This window comes from Pinisolibacter sp. DMC19 (assembly GCF_056313985.1).
Genome location: NZ_JBQUZF010000001.1, coordinates 726080 through 751531, shown reverse-complemented (window position 1 = coordinate 751531; position 25452 = coordinate 726080). Strand labels below are relative to the sequence as shown.

At 69.8% G+C, this 25452-nt stretch carries 18 protein-coding genes and 2 tRNA genes; 6 read left to right on the top strand and 14 right to left on the bottom strand.

Features of this window, described 5'->3' with window-relative positions; genetic code table 11:
• Positions 1-2178: a type I secretion system permease/ATPase gene (locus tag ACT53U_RS03375; RefSeq protein WP_476152715.1), complete on the bottom strand. Its 2178-nt coding sequence runs from the start codon at positions 2176-2178 to the stop codon at positions 1-3.
• A gap of 306 nt (positions 2179-2484) precedes the next feature.
• On the opposite strand from ACT53U_RS03375, the gene ACT53U_RS03370 reads away from it, so the two are divergent.
• On the top strand, positions 2485-5856 hold the full coding sequence (locus ACT53U_RS03370) for a C2 family cysteine protease (protein ID WP_476152713.1): 3372 nt from the start codon (positions 2485-2487) through the stop codon (positions 5854-5856).
• A 134-nt stretch (positions 5857-5990) separates the two neighbouring features.
• On the opposite strand, the gene ACT53U_RS03365 is transcribed toward ACT53U_RS03370, so the two are convergent.
• From ACT53U_RS03365 to ACT53U_RS03325, 9 genes are all read right to left on the bottom strand, one after another.
• Positions 5991-6066, bottom strand: a tRNA-Phe gene (locus tag ACT53U_RS03365).
• A 212-nt stretch (positions 6067-6278) separates the two neighbouring features.
• Positions 6279-6464 (bottom strand): DNA gyrase inhibitor YacG, encoded by a 186-nt coding sequence (gene yacG / locus ACT53U_RS03360; protein WP_476152712.1) that lies wholly within the window; start codon positions 6462-6464, stop codon positions 6279-6281.
• A gap of 2 nt (positions 6465-6466) precedes the next feature.
• Positions 6467-7102, bottom strand: a complete 636-nt coding sequence (locus ACT53U_RS03355; RefSeq protein WP_476152711.1) for a Maf-like protein — start codon at positions 7100-7102, stop codon at positions 6467-6469.
• A 99-nt stretch (positions 7103-7201) separates the two neighbouring features.
• Entirely contained in the window at positions 7202-7648 is a 447-nt protein-coding gene (locus ACT53U_RS03350; protein WP_476137947.1) for an arsenate-mycothiol transferase ArsC, read from the bottom strand.
• Positions 7649-7653: 5 nt separating this feature from the next.
• Entirely contained in the window at positions 7654-8145 is a 492-nt protein-coding gene (locus ACT53U_RS03345; RefSeq protein ID WP_476152709.1) for a UPF0262 family protein, read from the bottom strand.
• 54 nt (positions 8146-8199) lie between these two features.
• The gene (hisD, locus tag ACT53U_RS03340) at positions 8200-9492 is read right to left on the bottom strand and encodes a histidinol dehydrogenase (RefSeq protein WP_476152708.1); all 1293 of its coding nucleotides are present in this window, start codon (positions 9490-9492) and stop codon (positions 8200-8202) included.
• Between the two features lie 123 nt (positions 9493-9615).
• The gene (locus tag ACT53U_RS03335; RefSeq protein WP_476152706.1) at positions 9616-10050 is read right to left on the bottom strand and encodes a DUF2948 family protein; all 435 of its coding nucleotides are present in this window, start codon (positions 10048-10050) and stop codon (positions 9616-9618) included.
• Positions 10051-10126: 76 nt separating this feature from the next.
• The gene (gene murA / locus ACT53U_RS03330; RefSeq protein ID WP_476152705.1) at positions 10127-11428 is read right to left on the bottom strand and encodes a UDP-N-acetylglucosamine 1-carboxyvinyltransferase; all 1302 of its coding nucleotides are present in this window, start codon (positions 11426-11428) and stop codon (positions 10127-10129) included.
• A gap of 189 nt (positions 11429-11617) precedes the next feature.
• Complete coding sequence (locus tag ACT53U_RS03325; protein WP_476152703.1) at positions 11618-11788, bottom strand: hypothetical protein; 171 nt, start codon at positions 11786-11788, stop codon at positions 11618-11620.
• 266 nt (positions 11789-12054) lie between these two features.
• Between ACT53U_RS03325 and ACT53U_RS03320 the strand changes: the two genes are divergently transcribed.
• Positions 12055-12129 (top strand) — tRNA-Thr (locus ACT53U_RS03320).
• A gap of 117 nt (positions 12130-12246) precedes the next feature.
• Here the strand turns inward: ACT53U_RS03320 and ACT53U_RS03315 are convergent.
• The gene (locus tag ACT53U_RS03315) at positions 12247-13413 is read right to left on the bottom strand and encodes a nucleotide sugar dehydrogenase (RefSeq protein WP_476152701.1); all 1167 of its coding nucleotides are present in this window, start codon (positions 13411-13413) and stop codon (positions 12247-12249) included.
• Positions 13414-13654: 241 nt separating this feature from the next.
• Here ACT53U_RS03315 and ACT53U_RS03310 point away from each other — a divergent pair, with 241 nt between their 5' ends.
• Entirely contained in the window at positions 13655-14620 is a 966-nt protein-coding gene (locus tag ACT53U_RS03310) for a UDP-glucuronic acid decarboxylase family protein (protein ID WP_476152700.1), read from the top strand.
• Positions 14621-14835: 215 nt separating this feature from the next.
• On the opposite strand, the gene ACT53U_RS03305 is transcribed toward ACT53U_RS03310, so the two are convergent.
• On the bottom strand, positions 14836-15921 hold the full coding sequence (locus ACT53U_RS03305) for a glycosyltransferase family 61 protein (RefSeq protein WP_476152699.1): 1086 nt from the start codon (positions 15919-15921) through the stop codon (positions 14836-14838).
• 217 nt (positions 15922-16138) lie between these two features.
• Positions 16139-20881, bottom strand: a complete 4743-nt coding sequence (locus ACT53U_RS03300; protein ID WP_476152698.1) for an apolipoprotein A-IV repeat region-like domain-containing protein — start codon at positions 20879-20881, stop codon at positions 16139-16141.
• 479 nt (positions 20882-21360) lie between these two features.
• Between ACT53U_RS03300 and ACT53U_RS03295 the strand changes: the two genes are divergently transcribed.
• From ACT53U_RS03295 to ACT53U_RS03285, 3 genes are all read left to right on the top strand, one after another.
• The gene (locus tag ACT53U_RS03295; RefSeq protein WP_476152696.1) at positions 21361-21726 is read left to right on the top strand and encodes an Hpt domain-containing protein; all 366 of its coding nucleotides are present in this window, start codon (positions 21361-21363) and stop codon (positions 21724-21726) included.
• Positions 21727-21890: 164 nt separating this feature from the next.
• Positions 21891-22211, top strand: coding sequence for a 2Fe-2S iron-sulfur cluster-binding protein (locus ACT53U_RS03290; RefSeq protein WP_476152694.1), 321 nt, complete (start codon positions 21891-21893; stop codon positions 22209-22211).
• 140 nt (positions 22212-22351) lie between these two features.
• A complete protein-coding gene (locus ACT53U_RS03285) occupies positions 22352-23380 on the top strand; it encodes an NAD(P)/FAD-dependent oxidoreductase (protein WP_476152692.1) in 1029 nt (342 codons plus the stop codon).
• 275 nt (positions 23381-23655) lie between these two features.
• On the opposite strand, the gene ggt is transcribed toward ACT53U_RS03285, so the two are convergent.
• A complete protein-coding gene (gene ggt, locus ACT53U_RS03280) occupies positions 23656-25407 on the bottom strand; it encodes a gamma-glutamyltransferase (RefSeq protein WP_476152691.1) in 1752 nt (583 codons plus the stop codon).
• Positions 25408-25452: the final 45 nt, after the last annotated feature.

The window sequence follows — 25452 nt, the reverse complement described above, 5'->3', positions numbered from 1 at the left end:
TCACGCCTCCTTCGCCGCCGACTGGAGCGACCACAGCCGGGCGTAGAGGCCGTCTGGCCGAGCCAGCAGTTCCTCGTGGCTGCCGACCTCGACGATCTCGCCGGCCCTCATGCCGACGATCCGCGTGCAGGGGCGGACGGCGGCGAGGCGGTGGGCGATGACGATGACGGTGCGGCCCTTCACGATCGCCTTCATGTTGTCCTGGATGATGCGCTCGCTCTCGTAGTCGAGGGCGGAGGTCGCCTCGTCGAGGATCAGGACGCGCGGGTTGGTGGCGAGCGCCCGGGCGATGGCGATGCGCTGGCGCTGGCCGCCGGAGAGGTTGGCGCCGCGTTCCTCGATCATCGTGTCGTAGCCGCGCGGCATCTCGCGGATGAACTCGTCGGCGCCGGCGAGGCGGGCGGCTGCTAGAACCTCGGCGCGGCTCATCGCCGGGTTTCCGAGCGCGATGTTCTCGTGGATGGTGCGGTTGAACAGCATGTTCTCCTGCAGCACCACGCCGATCTGGCGGCGCAGCCAGCCGGGGTCGACCTGGGCGACGTCGACGCCGTCGACCAGGATCTGGCCGCGGCCGGGCATGTGGAGGCGCTGGATCACCTTGGTCAGCGTCGACTTGCCGGAGCCCGAGGGGCCGACGATGCCGATCACCTCGCCGGCGGCGATGGAGAGATCGACGTTCTTCAGGACCTCCGGCGCGTCGGGGCGATAGCGCAGGGATACGCCGCGCAGCTCGATCGCGCCCTCGAGCGGCTTCATCGACACCATGGCGGGCGGGGCGGGCTCGGGCGGCGCGAGCAGGATGTCGCCGAGGCGTTCGACCGAGACCTGGACCTGCTGGAAGTCCTGCCACAGCTGGGAGAGGCGCAGGATCGGCTGGACCACCTGACCGGCGATCATGTTGAAGGCGATCAACTCGCCGACCGTCATCTCGCCCGCCATTACCGCCTGGGCGCCGACGAAGAGGACGAGGGCGGTGGTCGCCTTGGAGACGAACTGCACGAGGTTCTGGCCGACGGCGCCGAGCATCGAGGCGTCGAAGGAGGTGCGCACATAGGCGGCGAGCCGTTCCTCCCACTGCATCTGCATGATCGGTTCGACGCTCGCCGCCTTCAACGTCTGGGCGCCGACGACGCTCTCGACGAGGAACTGCTGGGAACGGGCGCCGCGGTTGAACTTCTCGGCGATCTGGTCCTGGAGCAGGGGCCTCAGCACCGCGGCGATCACCAGATAGACCGGGATCGAGGCGAGGACGACCAGCGTCAGCATCGGCGAATAGACGAACATCACCGCGAAGAAGACGATGGTGAAGACGAGATCGAGCAGCGACGTCAGCCCCTGTCCGGTGAGGAAGGAGCGGATGGTCTCGAGTTCGCGCATCCGCGCCACCGTCTGGCCGGCGGCGCGCGTCTCGAAATAGGCGAGCGGCAGGCGGAAGAGGTGGGAGAAGAGGCGGGCGCCGAGCTCGACGTCGATGCGGTTGGTGGTGTGGTTCAGCGCATAGGTGCGCAGGAACTGCAGCAGCGTCTCGAAGACGGCGAGCAGCACCATGCCGGCGACGAGGACGACCAGCGTCGACAGACCCTTGTGGACGAGCACCTTGTCGACCACCAGCTGGAAGAACATCGGCGTCAGCAGGGCGAAGAACTGCACGAAGAGCGACGCGATCACCACCTGGATCAGCGGCTTGCGGTAGCGCACCAGCGACGGCAGGAACCAGCGGAAGCCGAAGGTCTCCGGATCGATGCCGCGGCCGCGGAAGCGGCGGGTGACCTGGACGGCACGGCCGGTCGAAAGCCCGATCGCCTCGGTGAGGGAGATCTCGCCGGCGCCGCGCTCGTAGGGGTCGATCAGGCGGATCTTGCCGTCGGGGGCGCCGGGGGCGAGGATCGACCACGAACCGTCCTTCAGCTCGAGCAGCGCCGGCAACGGGATGCGACCGAGGCGGTCGGCATCGACGCCCTCGGCGACGCGGGCCTTGAGGTCGAGCAGGCGGGCGGCGCGGACGATGTCCTGCGGGCCGGCGGCGCGACCGACGAGCGCCAGTTCGTGGCGCAGCTGGGCGCCGTCGGACGGGATCTGAAAATGGCGAGCGAGCCGGACGAGACCCTCGATGCCGGTGTCGACGGCCGGGGTCGCGGGCCCGGCCGCGTCGGGTCGGGCGGTGGCGGTGTTCTGCATGGTCCGGGCCGGGTCCCCTGACGGTCTGGACATCCCGCGCCCCCCGCGGATCCGTCGACCGATCTCGACATCGACGATGCACGCAAACGGTTGGCGGAACGTGAACGAAAATCGGCCGTTCTCCGCGCTCTTCCCGCAATGTCGAGCAGACCGGGAAGTTCGGATGAGAAACGTTCAGGAAATTTTAGCGACACAATCAAGATACGCGTTGCCCTTCATTGCTTTGGAAAGGGTCGCGGCCTTTTCATCCTCGGCATTACAACGCCGGACCTCGTGTCCGCCGTGTCGCGAGGATCGACCCGAGCCATGCCGAACAGCGCACCGACCCTGACCGCCGCCAATCTGAGCGTCGACGCCAACAAGGCGATCTCGGGCTCCGCCCTCGTCGCCTCGGTCCGCGACGCCGACGGCGACGCGGTCACCCAATATCGCTTCGTCGACAACGGCTCGAGCGGCGGATACTTCCTGCTCGACGGGCGGAAGATGGCGGCGGGCCAGTGGTTCACGGTGACGCAGGCGCAACTGGCGAGGCTGACTTACGTCGGCGTCGGCGCCTCGGGCTCGGAGACGTTCCAGGTCCAGGCCTACGACGGCAAGGCGTGGTCGAGTTCGGCGGTCGGCACGCTGACGACGGTCAATCACGCGGCGACGCTGGCGACCACCGATCTCTCGATCAATGCCAACAAGTCGGTCGCGGCGGCCGCGCTGATCAAGTCGGTCGGCGACGCCGACGGCGACAGGATCACCCAGTATCGCTTCATGGACAACGGCGCGAACGGCGGATACTTCGTGCTTTCCGGCTCGAGGATCGCCGCCGGCCAATGGGTCACGGTCACCGCCGCGCAGCTCGGCAAGCTCTCCTACGTCGCCGCCGGCGGCACCGCGACGGAGACGGTGTCGATTCAGGCCTTCGACGGCAAGGTCTGGTCGGGAAGCGTCGACGCGACGATCGGCACGGTCAATCACGCCGCGACGGTGGTCGCCGGTTCCGCCACGATCAACGCCAACAAGTCGATCGCCGCCTCGGCGCTGATCAAGTCGACGGCCGACGTCGACGGCGACAAGATCGCCCAGTACCGCTTCATGGACAACGGTTCGACCGGTGGCTACTTCGTGCTCTCCGGCTCGAGGGTCGCGGCCGGGCAGTGGGTGACGGTCAATGCCGCCGATCTCGGCAAGCTCACTTACGTCGCCGTCGGCGGTTCGGCCTCGGAGACCTTCTCGGTCCAGGTGTCGGACGGCAAGGAATGGTCGGCGACGTCGGTCGGCACGCTCGCGACGGTGAACCATGCCGCCGTGCTGGCGGCCAACGGCGCCAAGCTCAACGCCAACCAGAGCATCGCCGCCTCGGCGCTGATCAAGTCGGTGAAGGACGCCGACGGCGACGCCATCACTCAGTACCGTTTCATGGACAACGGCACCGGCGGCGGCTACCTCCTCTACAACGGGCAGAAGGTCACGGTGGGCGAGTGGGTGACGGTCGCGGTGTCCGACCTCTCCAAGCTCTCCTATGTCGCCAAGGGCGCTTCGGGGGCGGAGGCGATCTCGATCCAGGCCTACGACGGCAAGGAGTGGTCGGCGGCGGTCGCCGGCACCGTCACCACGGTCGATCATGCCGCGGTGGTCACCGCGAACGGCGCGACGCTCAACTCGAACCAGACGATCGCCGCCGCGAGCCTGATCCGGTCGGTGACCGACGTCGACGGCGACGCGATCACCCAGTACCGCTTCATGGACAACGGCGCCGGCGGCGGCTCCTTCGTGCTGAACGGGCAGAAGATCGCCTCCGGTCAGTGGGTGACGATCGCCGCGGGCGATCTCTCCAAGCTCTCCTACGTCGCCGCCGGTGCGACCGGCTCGGAGACGGTGTCGATCCAGGCCTACGACGGCTCCGTCTGGTCGGCCTCGGCGGTGTCGACGATCCAGATCGTCAATCACGCCGCCACCGTCACCACCAACTCGGCGACGATCAACGCCAACCAGGTCATCGCCGCCTCGTCGCTGATCAAGTCGGCGACCGACGCCGACGGCGACGCGATCACCCAGTACCGTTTCATGGACAACGGTGCGGGCGGTGGCTACTTCATGCTCAACGGGCAGAAGATCGCCTCCGGTCAGTGGGTGACGATCGGTGCGGGCGATCTCTCCAAGCTGACCTATGTCGGCGGCGTGGCCTCCGGCGCCGAGAGCTATTCGGTGCAGGCCTACGACGGCAAGGTGTGGTCGGCGTCGGTCAACGGCACGCTGACCACGATCGAGCACGCGCCGGTGGTGGCCGCGTCGACGACGACGCTCGATGCCGGCGCCAGGATCGCCGCCTCCAGCCTGATCAAGTCGGTCTCGGACGCCGACGGCGACGCGATCAAGCAGTATCGCTTCATGGACAACGGCTCGGGCGGCGGCCATTTCGAGCTGAACGGCGTGACCATCGGCTCGGGCCAGTGGATCACCATCAACGCCGCCGATCTCGCCAAGCTCACCTATGTCGCCGGCGCGACGTCGGGTGCCGAGACCTTCTCGCTGCAAGCCTCCGACGGAACGCTGTGGTCGGCGATCTCGACCGGCACGATCACGTCGCAGTCGGTCTGGACCGGCGTCACCGACGCCGGCATCGCCGCCGACCTGCAGACGCAGGTCAAGAACGGCGCGATCGGCTACGACGGGCTCCTGAAGATCCTCAAGGACGCGGCGGTCGGCGGCATCACGGCGGCCGAGTTCGCCTCGCTGCAGGCGGTCGACACGATGGTCGCCTCGTCGGGCGGGGCGATCTCGACCTCGTCCTATCTCGACGGGATCTTCCACGACCTCGTCGGCGGCAACAAGGCGAACGCCTGGTGGAACGGCGGCGGATCGCAGGTCGCGCTCGGCAACATGGCGTCGGGCACCACCGAGGTCAACGCCAACCGCCTGATCGGCAAGTGGTTCCTCGGCACCGACCTGCCGTCGATCGATCCGAGCTACGGTTCGACCTACAAGGCGACCAGCCTGACGCTGTGGAACGCGGGCGGCACGCCGTCCTACATGGACGTCAACCAGGGCTATGTCGGCGACTGCTATCTGATGTCGTCGCTGGCGGAGATCGCGATCCACGATCCGAGCGTCATCAAGTCGATGATCGTCGACAACGGCAACAACACCTGGGGCGTGCGCTTCCTCGACAATTCCGGCGGCGCCCACTGGGTGACGGTCGACAACGAGCTGCCGACCTTCGGCAACGTGTCCTGGGCCAACGGTTCCAAGCTCGAGTATGCCAACGGCAACGTCGGTTGGGTCGAACTGGTCGAGAAGGCCTATGCCCAGTACAACGCCGAGGGCTATCTGCCGCGCGTGGCGGCGAACTCCTACGCGGCGATCGCCGGCGGCTGGGGCGACCCGATCACCGAGATCACCGGCAAGGCGGTCTCCTATTATTCGCCCGGCTCCAAGGCGATCGTCGATGCCTACAACGCCGGCCAGGAGATCATGCTGGCGACCTCGGGTTCGGTGTCCGGCAACCTCGTCGGCAATCACATGTACGAGGTGATCGGCTACGACACGTCGAACGGCAACGTGCATCTCCACAATCCGTGGAACACCGCGGTCTCCAACCCGGCAATCGTCGATCTGTGGGTGTCGTCCTCGACGCTCGCTTCGGCCGGCTGCACCTTCGTGGTGGCCTCGGGCAAGGCGACGGTCTGATCGATCGGTCTCACGCATTCGACCCCGTCGCGGCGCCTGTCCGGGCCCCGCGGCGGGGTCGACGCGTTTTCGGGCGCGCGAAGGCGACGCGGTGAAGCGCGGTCGAGACGGAGGCGAAACGGGGGAGGGGGAAATGGTGCCTGGGGACGGATTTGAACCGCCGACACGCGGATTTTCAATCCGCTGCTCTACCAACTGAGCTACCCAGGCGACCGGGCGAGGAGGGCGGCGTGACCGCCACCTCGTTGGTGAGGCGCCTTATAGCGAGAGGTCGGAGGGCTGTCCAGAGGGGAGGGCGCGAAAAGATCGATCGGCACTTCGACCTGTGGGCAACGGGGCGGGCGGCCTCGTCCCGGGTCTCCGCGCGAGGCACCAAGATCCTGCCTCGCATGGGGAATTCGCCTTCGTCGCGGGCGCGGACGTCAGTCGTCGCGGTCCTCGGCGCCGTCTTCCTCGACCACCGGGACGGCATAGGAGCCGTTCAGCCAGCGGTGCAGGTCGACCTGACGGCAGCGCGGCGAGCAGAAGGGGCGATGGGCGGCGACCGCCGGCTTGCCGCAGATCGGGCAGGGGCGGGCGGTGATCTCGGGAGCGGCGGTGCGGGCCATGGTCAGACCGGCACCGGCGGGTTCGCCCACTGGGCACGGACCGGATAGCCGGCGCCCTCCAGCATCGCCATGACCTCGGCGAGCGGCAGGCCGACGACGTTCGGATAGGAACCGATCAGCCGCACCACGAAGGCGCCGGCGAGGCCCTGGATGGCATAGCCGCCAGCCTTGCCGCGCCACTCGTCGGAGGCGAGATAGGCGTCGATCTCGGCGCGGCCGAGGCGCTTGAAGCGCAGACGGCTCTCCACCAGCCGCGTCTTCACCGCGCCCGAGGGGGTGACGAGACCGATGCCGGTCCACACGCGGTGGCCGCGGCCGGAGAGGAGCTTGAGGCATTCCTCGGCCTCGTCGCGGGTCTCGGCCTTGGGCAGGATGCGGCGGCCGACGGCGACGACGGTGTCGGCGGTGACGATGTGGCTGCCGGTCCAGGCGGCGTCGCGCTTCGACCAGGCCAGCGCCGCCTCCGCCTTGTCCTTGGCCAGCCGCTGGGCGAGCTGGCGCGGCAGTTCGCCGGGAAGCGGCGTCTCGTCGACGTGCATCGGCTGGAGATGATCGGGATCGAGCCCCATCTGCTGCAACAGCCCCAGCCGGCGCGGCGAGGCGGAGGCCAGCACGAGTTTGGGACGTTCGGCGGTCATGGGGATCTCTCGGGCGATTGGCGAATTCGCGCGCAAGCTAGCGGATCGGGGCGGGAAAGGGAACCCGAACCGGGTGTGCGCGGGCGGATGGATCGCGGATCAGCTGCCGCCGCCGGGCTTCCAGTCGAGGCGGGTGCGGATGCGGCGTTCGAGGCCGTCGCGGACCTGGCGGTAGGTGTCGAGGATCTGGTCGCGCGAGCCGGTGGCGAGCTGCGGATCGGGGGTCGGCCAGTATTCGACGTCGGCGGCGAGCGTCCGCGTCATGTCGAGCGCCTTGTGGTGGGCTTCCGGCGCCAGGGTGATGATGAGGTCGAAATTGTCGTCCTCGAGATCTTCGATCGTGTGCGGCCGGTGTTTGGCGATGTCGAGGCCGACCTCCTCCATCACTTTGACCGAGAAGGGGTCGAGCTCGCCCTTCCGGACGCCGGCGGACTGGATGTAGATCGACTTGCCGAAGAGGCGGCGGGCCAGCGCCTCGGCCATCGGCGAGCGGACGGCGTTGAGGCCGCAGACGAAGAGCACGGAGGTCGGCCGCGTCCCGCCCATGCGCCTCAGCCTTTCCAGTGCAGGGCACAGATCAGGGTGAAGAGACGGCGGGCGGTGCCGAAGTCGACCGCGACCTTGTCGGTCAGGCGATCCATCAGCACCTGCGAGCCGTCGTTGTGCAGGCCGCGGCGGCCCATGTCGATCGCCTCGATCTGCGACGGCGTGGCGGTGCGGATGGCGGCGAAATAGCTCTCGCAGACGAAGAAATAGTCCTTCACGATCTTGCGGAAGGGCGTCAGCGACAGGAGATGGGCGGCGACCGGGGTGCCGTCCTCTTCCTTGATCTCGAAGGCCATGCGGTTCTCGACCAGCCCGAGGCGCAGCCGATAGGGGCCGCCTTCGTGGCCGACCGGCGCGAAGGAATTGTCCTCGATCAGGTCCCAGATGGCGGTGGCGCGTTCGTGTTCGACGTCGGCGCTGGCGCGGGCGATCGAGGCCTCGTCGATGTCGACGGCGACGAGGCGGGTGCGGGGCTTCGCGGGGCTGGCGTTGGGCATGGGATGCGTGCGGCCCTCCCGAGGCGACCGAGCGTCACGGGAGGGGTCCCGTGGTCAGAGGTTGAGGCGGATGGACACCGAGCGGCCGTGCGCGTCGAGCCCTTCGGCCTCGGCCAGCAGCATCGCCGCCGGCCCGAGCGCGCGCAAGCCCTCGGCGTCGAGTTGCAGGATCGAGGTGCGCTTGACGAAGTCGAGCGTCGACAGGCCCGACGAGAAACGCGCCGAACGCGCCGTCGGCAGCACGTGGTTCGAGCCGCCGACATAGTCGCCGATGGCCTCCGGCGTGTGGTGGCCGAGGAACAGGGCGCCGGCATTGCGCACGCGTGCCGCCAGAGGCGCCGGATCGTCGAGGGCGATCTCGAGGTGCTCGGCGGCGATGCGGTCGGCGAGCGGCACCGCCTCGTCGAGGGTGCGCACGAGGACGATGGCGCCGTAGTCGCGCCAGCTCGCCCGCGCCGTCTCGGCGCGCGACAGGGTCGTCAGCTGCTTCTCGACCGCCTCTTCGACCGCGTCGGCGAGTTCGGCCGAGGTGGTGATCAGGATCGACTGGGCGGCGGCGTCGTGCTCGGCCTGGGCGAGCAGGTCGGCGGCGAGCCAGTCGGGATCGTTCTTCTCGTCGGCGATGATCAGCACTTCCGACGGGCCGGCGATCATGTCGATGCCGACCTTGCCGAAGACGCGGCGCTTGGCGGCGGCGACGAAGGCATTGCCGGGGCCGACGATCTTGGCGACCGGGGCGATGCTCTCGGTGCCATAGGCGAGCGCGGCGACGGCCTGGGCGCCACCGATCTTCCAGATCTCGTCGACGCCGGCGAGGTCGGCGGCGGCGAGGACCAGCGGGTTCAACTTGCCGTCGGGTGTCGGCACCACCATGACGAGGCGATCGACGCCGGCGACCTTGGCCGGCACGGCGTTCATCAGCACCGAGGAGGGATAGCTCGCGGTGCCGCCCGGCACGTAGAGGCCGACCGACTCGAGTGCCGTCCACTTCGAGCCGAGCGTCACGCCGATCTTGTCGGTGTAGACGTCGTCCTTCGGCAGCTGGCGGGCGTGGTGCGAGCGGATGCGGTCGCGGGCGAGTTCGAGGGCTGCCATCAGCTCGGGCGCGACGGCGGCCTTGGCGGCGGCGATCTCGTCGGCCGTGACGCGCAGGCCGGTCGGGCGGAGGTCGACGCGGTCGAACTTCGCGGTCAGATCGTAGAGCGCCGCGTCGCCGCGGGCGCGGACCTGCGCGATGATGTCGGCGACGGCGCGGTCGACGTCTTCGGAGACCTCGCGCTTCATGTCGAGGAGATCGGCGAAGCGGCGCTCGAAATCGGCGTCGCGCGTGTCCAGACGGATGGCCAAGAGGAGAGCCTCGGATGCGGGTGGGCGGCGGGGAGGGTGGTCCCCGTCATCTGGTGCGGTGGTAGCGGATCGTCGAGGGCGGGGCAAGGAATTGCCGCGTCGCAGGCGGCGCAGGGCCGCCGCTCACGCCTCGTGGTTGGGGCAGCTCGCGGTCGACCAGGCGGCGCCGAGATCGCCGAGGCCGACTTCCAGGCATTCGACCTCGGCACGCAGGGTGGCGCCGCCGGCGAAGACCAGTTCGACGAAGCCCGAAGGCTCGTCGGTCGGGGTGAAGCGCACGGCGAGGAGCTCCAGCACTGCGTCGGGCTTGCCCGGCGAGAGGTGCTGCGCCTGGACGCGGGTGACGCGCGAGAGATGGAGCACGGCGCGGCGGCGCTCGAAGGTCCGGGTGCGGGTGCCGAGCGCGCTCTCCCAGACGAAGCGGTTGAGCGCCACCAGGAGGCGCTTCTCGTCGGCGCGCCAATGGATGTCGCCGACCTTGAGGACGGCGTCCTGCACCTGCGCCGAGACGATCTCGAGATCTTCGGCGTCGAGGGCAACGATCTTCAGCTCGGGCATGATCGGTTTCCGGTATCGGGAGCGCGGGGGTCTCCGGCCGATATGGGGACGGAGACCGCCACGCGCAACCCGACGATCAGCGCATGCCCTCGCCGGAGACGCGTTCGACGATCGCGCCGCAGCGGCCGAGCTTCTCCTCGAGGCGTTCGAAGCCGCGGTCGAGGTGGTAGACGCGGGAGACGAGGGTCTCGCCCTCGGCGACGAGGCCGCCGATGACCAGCGACACCGAGGCGCGCAGGTCGGTCGCCATGACGGGCGCGCCGACCAGGCGCGGCACGCCGGTGACCTTGGCGGTGCGGCCGTCGATCTCGATCTTCGCACCGAGGCGGGCGAGTTCGGCGACGTGCATGAAGCGGTTCTCGAAGATCGTCTCGGTGATCTTCGACACGCCGTTCGACCGCGTCATCAGCGCCATGAACTGGGCCTGGAGATCGGTCGGGAAGCCGGGGAAGGGCTCGGTCGTGACGTCGACCGGCAGGATCGGCCCGTCGCCGCGGGCGATGCGGATGCCGTCGGCGCGCACCTCGACCGTGGTGCCGGTGGCGGCGAGCACGTCGAGGGCGTTCTGCAGGAGGTCGGCCGAGGTGTCGGTCAGCAACACGTCGCCACCGGTCATCGCCACGGCCATGGCATAGGTGCCGGTCTCGATGCGGTCGGGCACGACGCGGTGGGTGGCGCCATGCAGGCGCTCGACGCCCTCGATGCGGATGGTCGAAGTCCCGGCGCCGGTGATCTTCGCGCCCATGGCGACGAGGCAGGCGGCGAGATCGACCACTTCCGGCTCGCGGGCGGCGTTCTCGAGCACGGTCTCGCCCTTGGCCAGCGTCGCCGCCATCATCAGCGTGTGGGTGGCGCCGACCGAGACCTTGGGGAAGACGTAACGGGCGCCCTCGAGCCCGCCGGGGGCCTTGGCGACGGCATAGCCGGCCTCGATGTCGATCTGGGCGCCGAGCGCCTGCAGGCCCTCGATGAAGAGATCGACCGGGCGGGTGCCGATGGCGCAGCCGCCGGGCAGCGACACCTTGGCCTCGTGGCAACGGGCGAGCAGCGGGCCGATCACCCAGAAGGAGGCGCGCATCTGGCTGACCAGCTCGTAGGGCGCGCGGGTGTCGACGATGTGGCGGGCGGTCAGATGAATGGTCTGGCCGGCGAGGTGATCCTCGCCCGGGCGCTTGCCGTTCAGCGAATAGTCGACGCCGTGATTGGTGAGGATCCGGGTCAGGAGTGAGACGTCGCGCAGGCGCGGCACGTTCTCGAGGGTCAGGCGCTCGTCGGTGAGCAGCGAGGCGATGATCAGCGGCAGCGCCGCGTTCTTGGCGCCCGAGATCGGAATGATGCCTTCGAGCCGATTGCCGCCGACGATGCGGATCTTGTCCATGTGACCTGTCCTTCGCGTGTGCGCGGGAATGTCTGCCGCCGCCGCGGCGCCTCGCGCCTCGCGCTCCTCCTGCGTGGGCTTCCCTTAATGCTTCCCGGATCGGGGGGCAAGCGAAGCACGGCCGGCAAAGCAACGGGCGCCAAGGTCGTGGTGAATTCCGGCGAGATCGTGGAGGCCGCCCGCGACCGATCAGTCGGCGTCGGAGGCGTCGTTTGCGGCCGCCTCGCCCACCGCGTCGCGTCTGCCGCGCGCCTGTTCCTTGCGACGGCGCAGGTTGGCGCGCAGTTCGGCGGCGAGGCGCTCGGCGCGCAGTTCGGCGGCCGTCGGGGCGGGGCGGGTCTTGTCGGTGTCTTCGGACATGGCCGCATCCTGCCCGAGGCGCGGCGCGGCGGCAAGCCGGGCGAAGCGGGGCGTGGGACGACGGGTGTGGGGCCTTCGCGGCCGTGCCCGCATACGGACGCCGAGGGGCCGCCGTGTTTTCCACCGATGAAACGGCGGCCTGCGCCGGCATTTCGCGACGCGACGATTTCGCGTGGCGGGAGGCTTGCAACGGGGGAGCGGCTGTGGCACATAGCGGGCCGCGCGAGGTCGCCGGGCGGAAACGCCGCTTCCTCGAACGACGGTACGCTGCGGTAGCTCAGTGGTAGAGCACTCCCTTGGTAAGGGAGAGGTCGAGAGTTCAATCCTCTCTCGCAGCACCATCTCCCTTCCCGACGATCACGACTTCGCCCACGCATCCCGCGTTCGTGGACGCATGACCGTTTGCGCGCGGGTTCGCGGCGCGGCCGGCTCGGCGCCTCGCTCTCCCGATTCGGCCCTCAATCCCGGCCGAACAGATCCCGTGTGAAGATCTTGTCGGCGACGTCGTCGAGGGCGGCGTCGCGGCGGTTGGCGACGATGACGTCGCAGCGCGCCTTGAACTCGGCGAGGTCGCGCACCACCGGCGAGTTGAAGAAGGTCGGCTCGGTCAGCGTCGGCTCGTGCACCAGCACCTCGATGCCCTTGGCCTTGATCCGCTTCATCACGCCCTGCACGGCGGAGGAGCGGAAGTTGTCGGAGGCCGACTTCATCGTCAGGCGGTAGATGCCGACGGTGCGCGGGCGGCGGGCGAGGATCTCGGAGGCGATGAAGTCCTTGCGGGTCGAGTTGGAATCGACGATCGCCCGGATCAGGCTCTGCGGCACGTCGCGGTAGTTGGCGAGCAACTGCTTGGTGTCCTTGGGCAGGCAGTAGCCGCCGTAGCCGAAGGACGGGTTGTTGTAGTGGTCGCCGATGCGCGGATCGAGGCCGACGCCGGTGACGATCGTCGCGGTGTCGAGGCCGCGGGTCAGCGCGAACGTGTCGAGCTCGTTGAAGAAGGCGATGCGCATCGCGAGATAGGTGTTGGCGAAGAGCTTGATCGCCTCCGCCTCCGTCGAGCCGGTCAGCACCACGGCGACGTTCTTCTTCTCGGCGCCCGCCTCGAGTAGGCCGCCGAAGGTGCGGCCGATCTCGCCGCGGTCGCCGACGACGATGCGCGAGGGGTGGAGATTGTCGATCAGCGCGCGGCCCTCGCGCAGGAACTCGGGCGAGAAGACGATCGCCTCGGTGCCGTGCAGGCGGCGCATGCGCTCGGTGAAGCCGACCGGGATGGTCGACTTGACGATCACCGCGGCATGCGGCGCGCGGTCGCGGGTCTCGGCGATCACCGCCTCGACGGTCGAGGTGTCGAAATGGTCGTTGACCGGATCGTAGTCGGTCGGCGTCGCCACCACGACGAAGTCGGGGGCGTCGTAGGCGACGGCGGCGTCGGTGGTGGCGGTCAGGCGCGGGATGCCGGCGGCCAGCGCCGCCTCGACCTCGGCGTCGCGCAGCGGCGACTGGCCGGCGGCGATGCGGGCGATGCGGGCGGCGTCGACGTCGAGCAGCACCACGTCGGAGTTGCGGGCGAGCAGAATGGCATTCGACAGGCCGACGTAACCTGCCCCCACGACGGTGATCTTCATGCGTGATCCTTCCGGCTGCGTCCCTTGCCGAACCTTCACCGCAGCCGTAATGAGTGCGCGTGACGGAACCGTGTCGGACGGGTGCGGCACGAACGGACGGCTGCGTTGCGCGTTCGTTCGGCGCGCCCTCCCGTCGGCGCCGGCGGCTCTCGTTTAGCCGCGAAACCGTGTCTCGTCGAGGCGCGGGGCCTCAGCCATCGAGACCAGGGCGGGCGGGTGCTCGCGGAACGGACGTGAAGCCATGACCAGACGCATCCTCGTGACCGGCGGCGCCGGCTTCCTCGGCTCCCATCTGGTGGAGCGCCTGCTCGAGCGCGGCGACGAGGTGCTCTGCGTCGACAACTTCTACACCGGCACCCGGCGCAACGTCGAACATCTGCTCGGCCATCCGCGCTTCGAGCTGATGCGCCACGACGTCTGCTTCCCGCTCTACGTCGAGGTCGACGAGATCTACAATCTCGCCTGTCCCGCCTCGCCGGTCCACTATCAGCACGATCCGGTGCAGACGACCAAGACGTCGGTGCACGGCGCGATCAACATGCTCGGCCTCGCCAAGCGGCTGCGCGCCAAGATCCTCCAGGCCTCGACCTCGGAGGTCTACGGCGACCCGGCGGTCCATCCGCAGGTCGAGGGCTACTGGGGCAACGTCAATCCGATCGGCATCCGCTCGTGCTACGACGAGGGCAAGCGCTGCGCCGAGACGCTGTTCTTCGACTATCACCGCCAGCACAAACTGCGGATCAAGGTCGTCCGCATCTTCAACACCTACGGGCCGCGGATGCACCCGAACGACGGTCGCGTCGTCTCGAACTTTATCGTCCAGGCGTTGCGCGGTGAAGACATCACCATCTTCGGCGAGGGGCTGCAGACGCGCTCCTTCTGCTATCGCGACGATCTGATCGAGGCGATGATCCGGATGATGGACACCGGCGACGCCGTCACCGGGCCGATCAACATCGGCAATCCGGGCGAGTTCACCATCCGCCAGCTGGCCGAGCAGGTGATCGAGCTGACGGGCGCGAAGTCGAAGCTGCTGTTCCAGCCGCTGCCGCAGGACGATCCGATGCAGCGCCGGCCGGACATCACGGCGGCGCGCGAGACGCTCGGCTGGGCGCCGACGATCGACCTGCGCGAGGGCCTGACGCGGACGATCGCCTATTTCGACGCGCTGCTGAAGGGCTCCCCCGCCGACGCGCTGCCGCGCTGAGGGGCAGGTCTCATACCGAACCCACGAAGTTCCGACCCTCTCGGTCTGTCGCGGAGGTCCTTCATCCTGAGGTGCTCGCGAAGCGAGCCTCGAAGGGCGAAGGGCCGAGTGGCAAGGCCCGTCGACGACTTCGCCCTTCGAGGCCCGGCTTTCAGCCGGGCACCTCAGGGTGAAGCCGAACAGAAGCAAAGGGTTGGAGCGCCGTACGCCGGGTGTCACCCGCGGTCGAACGCCTCGAGCACGGCGGCGAAGCGGGCGGGATCGGCGACGTAGTTCGCCAGATGCGCCGAGGAGCCGGCGTCCGGCGCGCCGGGCGAGGCCGACCAATGGCGGTGGCCGCAGGCGGCGGCGAGGGCGACGAAACAGTCCGGGTTCTCGGGCACGCGGAACTCGAGAACCGAGGCGCCGGCGGGCATGAACATCATGTTGGTCAGCCCCGCGCCGTGCATCGAGACGAGGTGCGAGGCGTTCGCCAGCGTCAGCACCTGATCTTCGAACGACAGCTTCTCCATCTGCACGACGGCATAGCCGGCGGCCGAGAGCGTGCCGACGATCGCGTCCTCGTTGACGAACTTGCGCTTGTCGGCGGCGGCGCGGCTGACGAAGACCTTGCTCTTCGGCGCCTCGGGGACGTCGGCGAGGCCGCGTTCGCGGCGCACGGCGGCGGCGATACGGCCGCCGATGACGCCCATCAGATCGGCGCGCTGGCGGGCGCTGGGGGCGAGTTCGGTCGGCACCGAGAGACGGGCGACCTTCAGCGAGCGGCCGGCGGGGACCCAGATGACGTCGTCGATGCCGAGGAGGCGCAGCGAGGCGCCGACGAAGACCCATCGGGCAAGGCCCTGCGGCAGCAGGATCGGCAGGTCGGGTTCGAACTCCTTCAGGAGCAGGATCTTCGGCAGGACCTCGCAGAACCAGTGGTAGTAGTTCGCCGCCCAGCCGTTGGTCGCCCAGCCGCCGCGGGTCTGCGGGCTGGTGTCGAAGAGCGAGCGCAGGCTCGCCTTCATCGCGGCGCGAAAATAGGACCAACGCACGCCGAGGATCGCCTCGGCGAGGTTCGACCAGTCGAGGCCGACGTGGTTCTTCGCGGTCAGGCGGGCGCCGACGCTCGATTCGACCATCGGCCGGAAGCCGCGGAAGAGGAAGCCCTCGCCGGTCGCCTTCACGCCGCGATAGGTGCGGATCTCGCCTTCGGAGACGAAGTCGCCGGCGGGACGCGCGAACAGCGGGGCATCGTCGAGACGACGGGATTCGGCGACCGTGAAGGTCTCGGTCGGAAGGACGTGGCGCTCGAAGGACATCCGCGGTTCAGCTCTCGTGCCTCGGCCGCAATCGGCCGGCGGCGCGGACCCGCCCGCGCCGAACGCGGCGCAGGATAGGGAGCGGTCGGCGAATGGCAAGAGGGGCCGGAGAGGGGGCGCGTCGTCGCGGCCGCGTGATCGCCGCAGGGGCCCGAAACGAAAGAGGGAGGGCACCGGGCCCTCCCTCTCGATTTCATGGCGTCACCCGTCGTCGCGCTCAGCCGAGGCGGCCGGCGACGTGGGCGAACATGGTGTAGACCTTGCCCGTGTCCGAGGCGAGGTAGGTGCGGGCGACGTCGGGATCGCGCGAGCGGCCGGCATCGTCGAGCAGCGTCTCGAAGTCGCCGACGTAGCGGTCGACGGCGGTGCGGAAATCGGTGTCGCGCTGGTACTTGCGACGGATCTCCTCGAAGGTCTGCTGACCCTGCACCGTGTAGAGACGGCGGGAGAAGGCGGCGCGTTCGCCGCGATCGTGACGTTCCCACGCGTCGGCATAGGCGGCATCGTCGATGCCGCGAGCGATGTCGCCGGCGAGCGCGTTCAGATTGTCGCCGGTGGAGGCGGCGCCGCCGCGACCCCAGGACTGCGCGGCCGGCTCCTCGTCGCGCGAGGCGCGGCGCAGCAGGTCGGAGACCCAGCCGCCGCGACCGGCCTCGACCGGCTCCTCGGTGGCGGGTGCCGGCGTCGGGGCGGGAGCGGTGCGGGCGTAGCTGCCGTAGGCCGGCGGCTGCGGCGCGGGCGCCGGTTCGGCACGACGCGGCTCGGCCCACTGGTTCTCGGCGACCGCCGCGGCGGCGGGACGGCGCGGGGCCTCCCAGCGCGACGGTTCGGCCACCGGGGCGGGGGCCGGCGCCGCGGCGGGCGCCGCGGCACGGGGCGCCGGCGCGGCGGCGCTGCGCGAGACGTCGAGATGGGCGTTCTGACGGCCGACGAGGCTCGACAGTTCCGACAGGGCGCGCAGCTGGTCGGTGACGATGCGGCGCAGGTTGGCGGTCGACTTCTCGGTCTCTTCCGGCAGTTCGAGGACGCCGCGACGCAGCTCGCCGCGGGTGGCCTCGAGTTCGGCCTGCATGATGCGGGCGGCCTCGCGCATCTTCTCGGTGGCGTCGGCGAAGCGGGCGGTGGTCTCGGAGACCGCACGCGTCATCTCGCCGATCATCGCCTCCTGGGCGGTGCGCAGGGCCTCGGCCGAGCGCTGGCCCTCGGTGCCGGCGGTGTCGCGCATCGTCTCCAGCTGCGAGACGACGCGATGCATCGCCTCGTCGGCCGAGGAGGTGAGGGCGGCACCGACGTCGCGGGCACGCGCCTCGGCGGTGTTCAGCGTGTCGGCGATGAGGCTGGTGAAGCCGTTCATCAGGCCTTCGACCGAACGGGTCTTCTCGAACAGGCCGGCGGCGAGGCTCTCCAGCGCCTGACGACGCTCCTCGACGGTGGTCTCGAGCGCGCGGTTGGCGTCGCCGATGAGATGGACGGCGTCGTTGAGCGTGCGGGTCTGGGTCTCGAAGCGCAGGGCGAGCTCGGAGACGTCGCCCATCACGCTGTCCTTCAGCGTGGCGATCTGGCCGGCCATCGCCTCGGTCACGCTGCGGGTCTCGCCGAGCGTGCGCTCGAGCACCATGCGCGCCTCGTCGGTGCGGCCGCCGAGGTTCTTCTCGACGAGGTCGAGGTTCTCGGCCGCGCGGTTCATCACGCCGTGCAGCGTGAGATTGGCTTCGGTCAGGCGTTCCAGCAGGGTGCCGACGTCCTGGCTCAGACGCTCGCGCACGTCGGAGACGACGCGGGTGGCCTCGATGCCCTGGCGGGCGACGGCCTCGGTGAGGTCGCGGCCCTTGCGGTCCAGCGCCTCGACGATGATGCCGCGGGCCTGATCGATGCGCTGCTCGATCTCGCCGACCTTGCCGTCGATCGCCTGCGACAGCAGGTTCGAGGCGCTCTCGGCGCGACCGGCGAGTTCGGCGGTGCGCTGGGCGAGGGTCTCGGTGAGCTGACCGCCGCGGGTCTCGACCAGTTCGGCGATCGCCTGGGTGCGGGCGTCGAGCTCGCCGACGATGTCGCCGGCGCGGCCGACCACGACGTGCTCGAGCGCCTGGGTGGCGTCGGCGACGTGGCGGGCGGCGCCTTCCAGCGTGCCGGCGATCTGGTGGGTGATGCGCTGCGATTCCTCGGCGAGCGCCGAGGCGACGCCCTCGAGGCGGTCGCCGACGATGCGGTCGAGGTTGGCGGTGCGGGCGTCGAGGGCGGCGGTCGCCTCCGCGGTGGTGCGGCCGATGGTCTCGGCGATGAAGGCGGTGCGTTCGTCGAGGACGGCGGTCGCCTCGGCCGCGGTGCGGCCGATCGCCTCGGCGACGTGCGCGGTGCGCTGGTCGAGGGCGGCGGTCGCCTCGGCGGTGGTGCGGCCGATCTGGTCGGCGATCGCGGCGGTGCGTTCGGTGGCGATGGTCTCGATACGGCGGGCGCTCTCGTCGAGCGTGCCGGAGACTTCGACCAGACGGGCCCCGAGCGTGCCGTTGATCTCGGCGACACGGTCGGCGAGGTGGCTGCCGACCTCCTCGGCGCGGGCCGCCAGCGTGCGGCCGACGTCGGACAGACGGTCGTCGAACACCGCGGAGATCTGCGCCTGACCGTCGATGAAGGTCTGGGCGATGTCGCGGGTGCGATCCATCAGGTTGCCGGCGATGATGCGACCGCGCATGTCGAGCGCTTCGTCGATCTTGCGGGCGCGGCCGTCGAGCGTCTCGCCGAGTGCGGTGGCGCGCTGGTCGAGGTCGAGGGTGACACCCTCGATGCGCTCGCCGATGGTGCGGCCGGCGGCCTCGATGCGGCCGTCGATCATCTCGGTGAGGCCCTCGATCTTGCCGTCGAGCACGTCGGTGGCGGTGGTCAGGCGGTTCTCGACGATGTCGCGGATGCTGTCGGTGCGGCTGCCGATGGCCTCCACCAGACCGGCGGCGCGGACGTCGACGATGTCGCGCAGGCTGTCGACCTGACCGGCGATGGTCTGGCCGACGTCGGCCATGCGCTCGGCGACCTGTTCGCCCTGGCCGGCGACCAGATGGGCGGCCTCCGTGCCGGCGCGCACGAGGCGCTCGGCGAGGTCGGCGGTGCGGCCGGCGAGGTCGGAGCCGACCGAGGTCAGGGTCGACTCGAGGCTGGTCTTGAAGTTGGCCGACTGGGTCGCCAGCAGGCCCTCGATCTCGCGGCCGGTGCCGGCGATGCGGTTCTCGAGGTCCGAACCGTGGACGACGATCGACTGGTAGATCTTCTCGCCGGTCTCCGACAGACGGTCGGCGAGGTCGCCGCCGCGGGTGGAGATGGTCTCGGCGATCTTGGAGCCGGTCTCGTCGAGACGGTCGGTGATCTCGGCGCCGCGCAGCGACATGTCGACGACCAGCGACTGGCCGGTCGACTTCAGCGCGTCGGCGACTTCCGCCGCGCGCTCGGAGATCGAATCGACCACCTCGCCGCCGGTCTGCGACAGGCGCTCGCCGATCTCGACGGCCGAGACCTTGAGCGCCTGGTTCACCGCGTCGCCGCGGGCGGCGATCGTCTCGGCGATGACGTTGCCGGTGGCCGACAGGCTGTCGGTGAGGCTGGAGCCGGTCGCCGAGAGGTTCTCGACCAGCGTCGCGCCGGTCTTCGACAGATTGCCGGTGACCTGCTCGGAATGCGCAGCCAGCGTCGTCACCAGATGGTCGGTGCGGTCGGCCAGCGTGACCGACAGCGTGTCGCCCATCGAGCGGACGGTCTCGGTCAGCAGTTCGGTGCGGTCGGTCAGGTTGGCGATCAGCTCGTCGCCGGTGCGGTTGAGCGTGTCGGTCAGCTCGAAGCCCTTCACCGACAGCGTCTCGGCCGCCATCTGGCCGGCGGAGGCGATGGTCTCGGAGACCGAACGGCCGGTCGATGTCAGCGTCTCGATGACGCGACCGGACTGGCCGCCGAGCTGCTCGACGACGTTGCCGACGGTCTTCTCGAGCGTCGCGTTGATCTCCTCGGACTTGGAGCCGAGGTTGGAGAGCAGGTGCTGCGAAGCTTCGGTCGCGGCCTCGACGATGCGCTCGCGGGTCGACAGCAGGTCGCCCGACAGGCCCTCGTGGGCGCCGGTGATGGCGGCGCGGACGCGCTCGGAATTGTTGACGATCGCCTCGCGCTGGTTGACCAGCTCCTCGATCAGCGAGCGGATGCGCAGCTCGTTCTCGCCGTAGGCGCGCTCGAGCTGGGAGACTTCGTTGTGCACCAGCACCTCGATCTCGCCGGCGCGGGCGACGACGCGCTCGAGGCCGTCGCCGACCGCCGCCATCTCGCGGCGGATGGCATGGCCGACCGACACGACGGCTTCCTGGGCGTTGGTCTCGGGCTCGGCGAGACGCAGGGCGATCTCGGTCATCGAGCGGGCGGTCATGCGCAGTTCCTGCGCGCGGCGCACCAGCGTGGCGAAGGCGAAGACGAGCAGGACCGGCAGGACGATGCCGGCGACCGCGGCGATGGCGCGCGGATCGCGCAGCGTCGCGCCGCCTTCCGCCGCCGGGACCGACGAGAGGAAGGACCAGAACAGCCAGCCGGCGACCGCGATCCAGACGATCGAGACGAGGGCGGCGAAGACGAAGGGCGTGTTGGAGGGGCGACGGTCGAGCGCCTGGGCGATGGTCAGCGTGGTGCGACGATCGTCGTTGGCGGCGGCGCGCGGCTGCGACAGGCCGGGGGTGGCCTGAGGCGCGGCCTCGGCGGTGCGGCGCGGCTCGGCGACCTGACGGGCGGCCGGGGCGGGTTCTTCGAGGGCGGCCTCCAGCGAGCGGCCGAGGCGTTCGGCAGCGGCATCGGCGCGCTGCTCCGGTTTGACCACCGGTGCGGCGCTGCTGCTCGCGTTCTCGCCGAGATCGACGAGATCGTTCTTCAGCGCCTCTTCGACCGCCGAGAGTGCCGCCTCGACGGGGTCGATCGACTTGTTGGGAGTGGTGCCCATGATGGTCAGTGCCTCGTTTCCGTACGCCGTACCTGCCGGACCCCGGTCGCCCGCGCCGCCGCGGACGTTCCGGGCAAGGTCTCGGTCGATCGCCTTTGACCGATCCGGGTCGAGCATCCGCTCCGCTCGTCCCGTTCCGGTCGCGTCTTCCGGGGTCGAAGAAAGTCGCCCCCGCTCGAGTGGGGACGCGCCTCTCCAGAGTCCATGCCGCATCTGAATGGTAACGGGACATTAACGAATAGGAAACCGCCGCCGGGGTTTTTTGCCCATCAGGGTTAACGCCGACCATGCAATCCGCGGCCCGGAGCAGTGGATGACGCGAAACGGCCGGGATCTGCCGTCGGGTAAGCGCGTCAACCTCGCGTTTACTTCGTTTCCGATCGGTTGCCCCGGGGTGGTGTCGCGGCCTCTCGATTTAACCCGGCGGCGGCGAATGTGGGGGCATCCTTTCGGCAGGGCGAGGAGCCGGAGGGACGATCATGGCGATGGAAGCGGCGGTGCGCGAGGCGGCGTTCACGGGCGAGAGGCGTTCCACGCACCGGACCGCGCCGATCGATCTCGTCCATCTGGCCCGTCAGACCTTCGGATCGGAAGCGCTCGAGCGCGAGATCCTGCGCCTCTTCGTCGCCCAGTCGCGGGTGCTCATCGAGACCATCGCCGCCTCGGACGCGGACGAGCGGCGGGCGCTCGCCCATCGGCTGAAGGGGTCGGCGCTCGGCGTCGGGGCGGGGCGCATGGCGCGGCTCGCCGACGCGATCGAGAGCGACGCGGACGCAGGCCGCGCGATCGGCGAACTCGCCGAGGCCTTCGAGGAGGTCCGCGCCTTCGTCGCCGCGATCGCCTGAGGGATTTCGGGGACCGCACGGCGGTTCGACCGGCTGCGACGCGCCGCTTCGACTTGACGGGCGGGCGTGATCCGGCCATGTGGGAACGCGCGCCGCCGAAGACATCCGAAAATGCAGCGATTTCGGCCGGCGCAGGCCCCATCCGACGCTGCGCCGAGACCTTCATGACCAAGATCACCTTCGTTCCCTATCGTCAGGAAGAGATCACCGTCGAGGCGGAGATCGGCGCGACCGTCATGGAGACGGCCGTGCGCGCCGGCGTGCCCGGCATCGAGGCGGAATGCGGCGGCGCCTGCGCCTGCGCCACCTGCCACGTCTATGTCGACGAGGCCTGGTACCCCCGCACCGGCGATCCCCAGCCGATGGAAGAGGACATGCTCGACTTCGCCTGGCAGGTGCAGCCGACGTCGCGCCTGTCCTGCCAGATCAAGGTCACCGAGGACCTCGACGGTCTGATCGTGCACGTTCCCGAACGGCAGGCGTGACATCGGCGGAGCATGGCTTTCGCCGCCACGGGCCTCGCGTGGAAACGCTTTCCTTGTCAGGTGCGCGCGACGGGGACTAGGAAGACGACGAACATCCGTCTTCCCGCCGTCGCGGCCCGCAAACCTCACGGAACCGACCCATGTCCGAACGCATCACCACCGACGTCGTCATCATCGGAGCGGGCCCCGTCGGCCTCTTCGCCGTGTTCGAGCTGGGTCTGCTCGACCTCAAGTGCCATCTGATCGACATTCTGGACAAGCCCGGCGGCCAGTGCGCCGAGCTCTATCCGGAGAAGCCGATCTACGACATCCCGGCCTATCCGACGATCGGCGCACTGGAGCTGATCGAGAAGCTGCAGGAGCAGATCCGCCCGTTCGGCCCGACCTTCCACTTCGGCCAGCAGGTCGAGAAGCTGGAGAAGCAGGCCGACGGCTCGTTCCTGGTCGGCACCGATGCCGGCACCGAGTTCTCGGCCAAGGTGGTGGTGATCGCCGCCGGCGGCGGCTCGTTCCAGCCCAAGCGGCCGCCGGTGCCCGGCATCGAGAGCTACGAGGGCACCTCGGTCTTCTATTCCGTGCGCAAGATGGACGCCTTCCGTGACCAGAAGATCGTCATCGTCGGCGGCGGCGACTCGGCGCTCGACTGGACGCTCAATCTCCAGCCGATCGCCGAGCGGGTGACCATCGTCCACCGTCGCGACGAGTTCCGCGGCGCGCCCCATTCGGTCGAGCAGATGCGCAAGCTGGTCGCCGAGGGCAGGCTCGACATGGTGATCGGTCAGGTCTCCGGCCTCGAGGGCGACGGCACGAACCTCTCGGGCGTGGCGGTCAAGAAGAACGACGGCGAGACGGTCACCGTGCCTGCGACGCGGATGATGCCGTTCTTCGGCCTCACCATGAAGCTCGGCCCGATCGCCAACTGGGGTCTGAACCTCACCGAGAACCTGATCGCCGTCGACACCGAGAAGTTCGAGACCAACGAGCCCGGCATCTTCGCCATCGGCGACATCAACTGGTATCCGGGCAAGCTGAAGCTGATCCTCTCGGGCTTCCACGAGGCGGCGCTGATGGCGCAGGCGGCGAAGAAGATCGTCGATCCGTCGAAGCGCATCGTCTTCCAGTACACGACCTCGTCGACCTCGCTGCAGAAGAAGCTCGGCGTGCAGTGAGGGGCGAAGGCCCGGACGTTCCGACGTTGTGATCATCGAGAGGCCGCCCTCGGGGCGGCCTCTTGCGTTTCGAGGTGAATCTCGAGGCTTCGGCTCGCTGCTCTCTGTTCGGCTTCATCCTGAGGTGCCCGGCCACCGGCCGGGCCTCGAAGGGCGAAGCCATGACGGGCCTCGCCACTCGGACCTTCGCGCTTCGAGGCCCGACGTTGTCGGGCACCTCAGCATGAAGGTCCTCCGCGACAGGTTCGACCTACCGGGACCGCCGGTATCCGACCTCACTCCGCCGCCGCCGCACCCGCCGGCCTACGGTCGTCGCTGGCGCCGTAGACGCGGCCGGGGGTGAGCGCCCCCGACAGTGCCGCGTCGTTGCCCGAAGACGCCGTCGCCGCTTCGCCCTCCGTCGGGGCGATCTCGATCAGGCCGGCCGCGCCCCAGGGCGACTGCGCCGTCAGCGTGTAGCCGCGCGCCTTCAGGATCGCGATCGTATCGGGCGACAGCGCGAAGGGCTCGTGGACGATCGTGTCGGGCAGCCATTGATGATGGATGCGCGGTGCGTTCACCGCCTCGCGCGGGCGCATGCCGAAGGTCGCGACGTTCAGGATCGCCTCGAGCACCGTCGTCGGGATGCGCGAGCCGCCGGGCGAGCCGAGCACGAGGAAGAGCCGGCCGCTCTTCGTCACGATGGTCGGCGTCATCGACGAGAGCGGGCGCTTGCCGGCCGCGATGGCGTTCTTCGCGCCCTGGACGAGGCCGAAGAGATTGGCCGCACCCGGCTTCACCGTGAAGTCGTCCATCTCGTCGTTGAGGAGGAAGCCGGTGCCGGGCGCCACCACGGCGGCACCGAAGAGACCGTTGACGGTGTAGGTCACGGCGACCGCGTTGCCGGCGGCGTCGACCACCGAATAATGCGTCGTCTCCGGCTTCTCGTGCGGGGCGGAGGCGTCGCCGAGGTTGGCGGAGGGCTCGACGCCCTTCGCCTCGATGCGGGCGCGAAGCGCAGCGGCATAGTCCTTGGACAAGAGCCGCTCGGCCGGAACCGCGACGTAGTCCGGATCGCCGAGCAGGCGGTTGCGGTCGAAATAGGCGTGGCGCATCGCCTCGACCATGCGGTGGACGGTCTCGGCGCCGTGCCAGCCCGACGCGGCGAGGTCCCAGCCCTCCAGCACGTTCAGCATCAGGCACAGCGTGAGGCCGCCCGAGGACGGCGGCGGTGCGGTGATCAGTTCGAGGTCGCGATGGGTGCAGCGGACGGGCGCGCGCTCCTTGGCGGCATAGGCGGCGAAGTCGGCGGCGCGCAGCGTGCCGCCGTTCGTCACCATGGCGCGCTCGACGGCGGTGGCCACGGGGCCGCGATAGAAGGCGTCGGGGCCGTCCTTCGCGATGGCCTCGAGCGTCGCGACGAGATCGGGTTGGGTCAGGCGATCGGCGGGGGCGAGCGGGCCGCCGCCGGGGGCGAGAAAGATGCGGGCGGCTTCCGGATCGGGGGCGAGCCGCGGGGCGCCGCGGGCGAGGATGTCGGCGCGGGCGCGGCCGACGACGAAGCCCTCGCGGGCGAGCCGGATCGCCGGCGCCATGACCCTGTCGCGCGGCAGTGTGCCCCAGCGCGTCAGCGCGTGGTCGAGGCCGGCGACGGTGCCGGGCACGCCGCTCGCCCGCCAGCCGTCGAGGCTCGCGGCCTTGATGGGCTCGCCGCTCGCGTCGAGATACATGTCGGCATGGGCCGCGGCCGGGGCGGTCTCGCGGAAGTCGAGGAAATGGGCGGTGCCGTCGGCGAGCCGCAGCGTCAGGAAGCCGCCGCCGCCGATGTTGCCGCAGCAGGGGTCGACGACCGCCAGCGCATAGCCGACCGCCACCGCCGCATCGACGGCGTTGCCGCCCGCCGCCAGGATGTCGCGTCCGACCGCGGAGGCCAGCGCATCGGCCGAGACGACCATGCCGCGCGTGCCCTCGACCGCCGGCAGCGAGGCGGCGCCGGCGGGCGTGCCGGCGAGGAGGACGGCGAGGAGGAGAGGGGCGAGCTTGCGCATGGCTTTCCTTCGGGATGTCGGTCCAACATGGCGCGGCGGCGGGGC

Bases quoted from the DNA above. Each gene is read 5' to 3' on its own strand.
- ACT53U_RS03375 (WP_476152715.1), bottom strand. From the start codon at position 2,178: ATGCAGAACACCGCCACCGCCCGACCCGACGCGGCCGGGCCCGCGACC.
- ACT53U_RS03370 (WP_476152713.1), top strand. From the start codon at position 2,485: ATGCCGAACAGCGCACCGACCCTGACCGCCGCCAATCTGAGCGTCGAC.
- yacG (WP_476152712.1), bottom strand. From the start codon at position 6,464: ATGGCCCGCACCGCCGCTCCCGAGATCACCGCCCGCCCCTGCCCGATC.
- ACT53U_RS03355 (WP_476152711.1), bottom strand. From the start codon at position 7,102: ATGACCGCCGAACGTCCCAAACTCGTGCTGGCCTCCGCCTCGCCGCGC.
- ACT53U_RS03350 (WP_476137947.1), bottom strand. From the start codon at position 7,648: ATGGGCGGGACGCGGCCGACCTCCGTGCTCTTCGTCTGCGGCCTCAAC.
- ACT53U_RS03345 (WP_476152709.1), bottom strand. From the start codon at position 8,145: ATGCCCAACGCCAGCCCCGCGAAGCCCCGCACCCGCCTCGTCGCCGTC.
- ACT53U_RS03335 (WP_476152706.1), bottom strand. From the start codon at position 10,050: ATGCCCGAGCTGAAGATCGTTGCCCTCGACGCCGAAGATCTCGAGATC.
- murA (WP_476152705.1), bottom strand. From the start codon at position 11,428: ATGGACAAGATCCGCATCGTCGGCGGCAATCGGCTCGAAGGCATCATT.
- ACT53U_RS03325 (WP_476152703.1), bottom strand. From the start codon at position 11,788: ATGTCCGAAGACACCGACAAGACCCGCCCCGCCCCGACGGCCGCCGAA.
- ACT53U_RS03315 (WP_476152701.1), bottom strand. From the start codon at position 13,413: ATGAAGATCACCGTCGTGGGGGCAGGTTACGTCGGCCTGTCGAATGCC.
- ACT53U_RS03310 (WP_476152700.1), top strand. From the start codon at position 13,655: ATGACCAGACGCATCCTCGTGACCGGCGGCGCCGGCTTCCTCGGCTCC.
- ACT53U_RS03305 (WP_476152699.1), bottom strand. From the start codon at position 15,921: ATGTCCTTCGAGCGCCACGTCCTTCCGACCGAGACCTTCACGGTCGCC.
- ACT53U_RS03300 (WP_476152698.1), bottom strand. From the start codon at position 20,881: ATGGGCACCACTCCCAACAAGTCGATCGACCCCGTCGAGGCGGCACTC.
- ACT53U_RS03295 (WP_476152696.1), top strand. From the start codon at position 21,361: ATGGCGATGGAAGCGGCGGTGCGCGAGGCGGCGTTCACGGGCGAGAGG.
- ACT53U_RS03290 (WP_476152694.1), top strand. From the start codon at position 21,891: ATGACCAAGATCACCTTCGTTCCCTATCGTCAGGAAGAGATCACCGTC.
- ACT53U_RS03285 (WP_476152692.1), top strand. From the start codon at position 22,352: ATGTCCGAACGCATCACCACCGACGTCGTCATCATCGGAGCGGGCCCC.
- ggt (WP_476152691.1), bottom strand. From the start codon at position 25,407: ATGCGCAAGCTCGCCCCTCTCCTCCTCGCCGTCCTCCTCGCCGGCACG.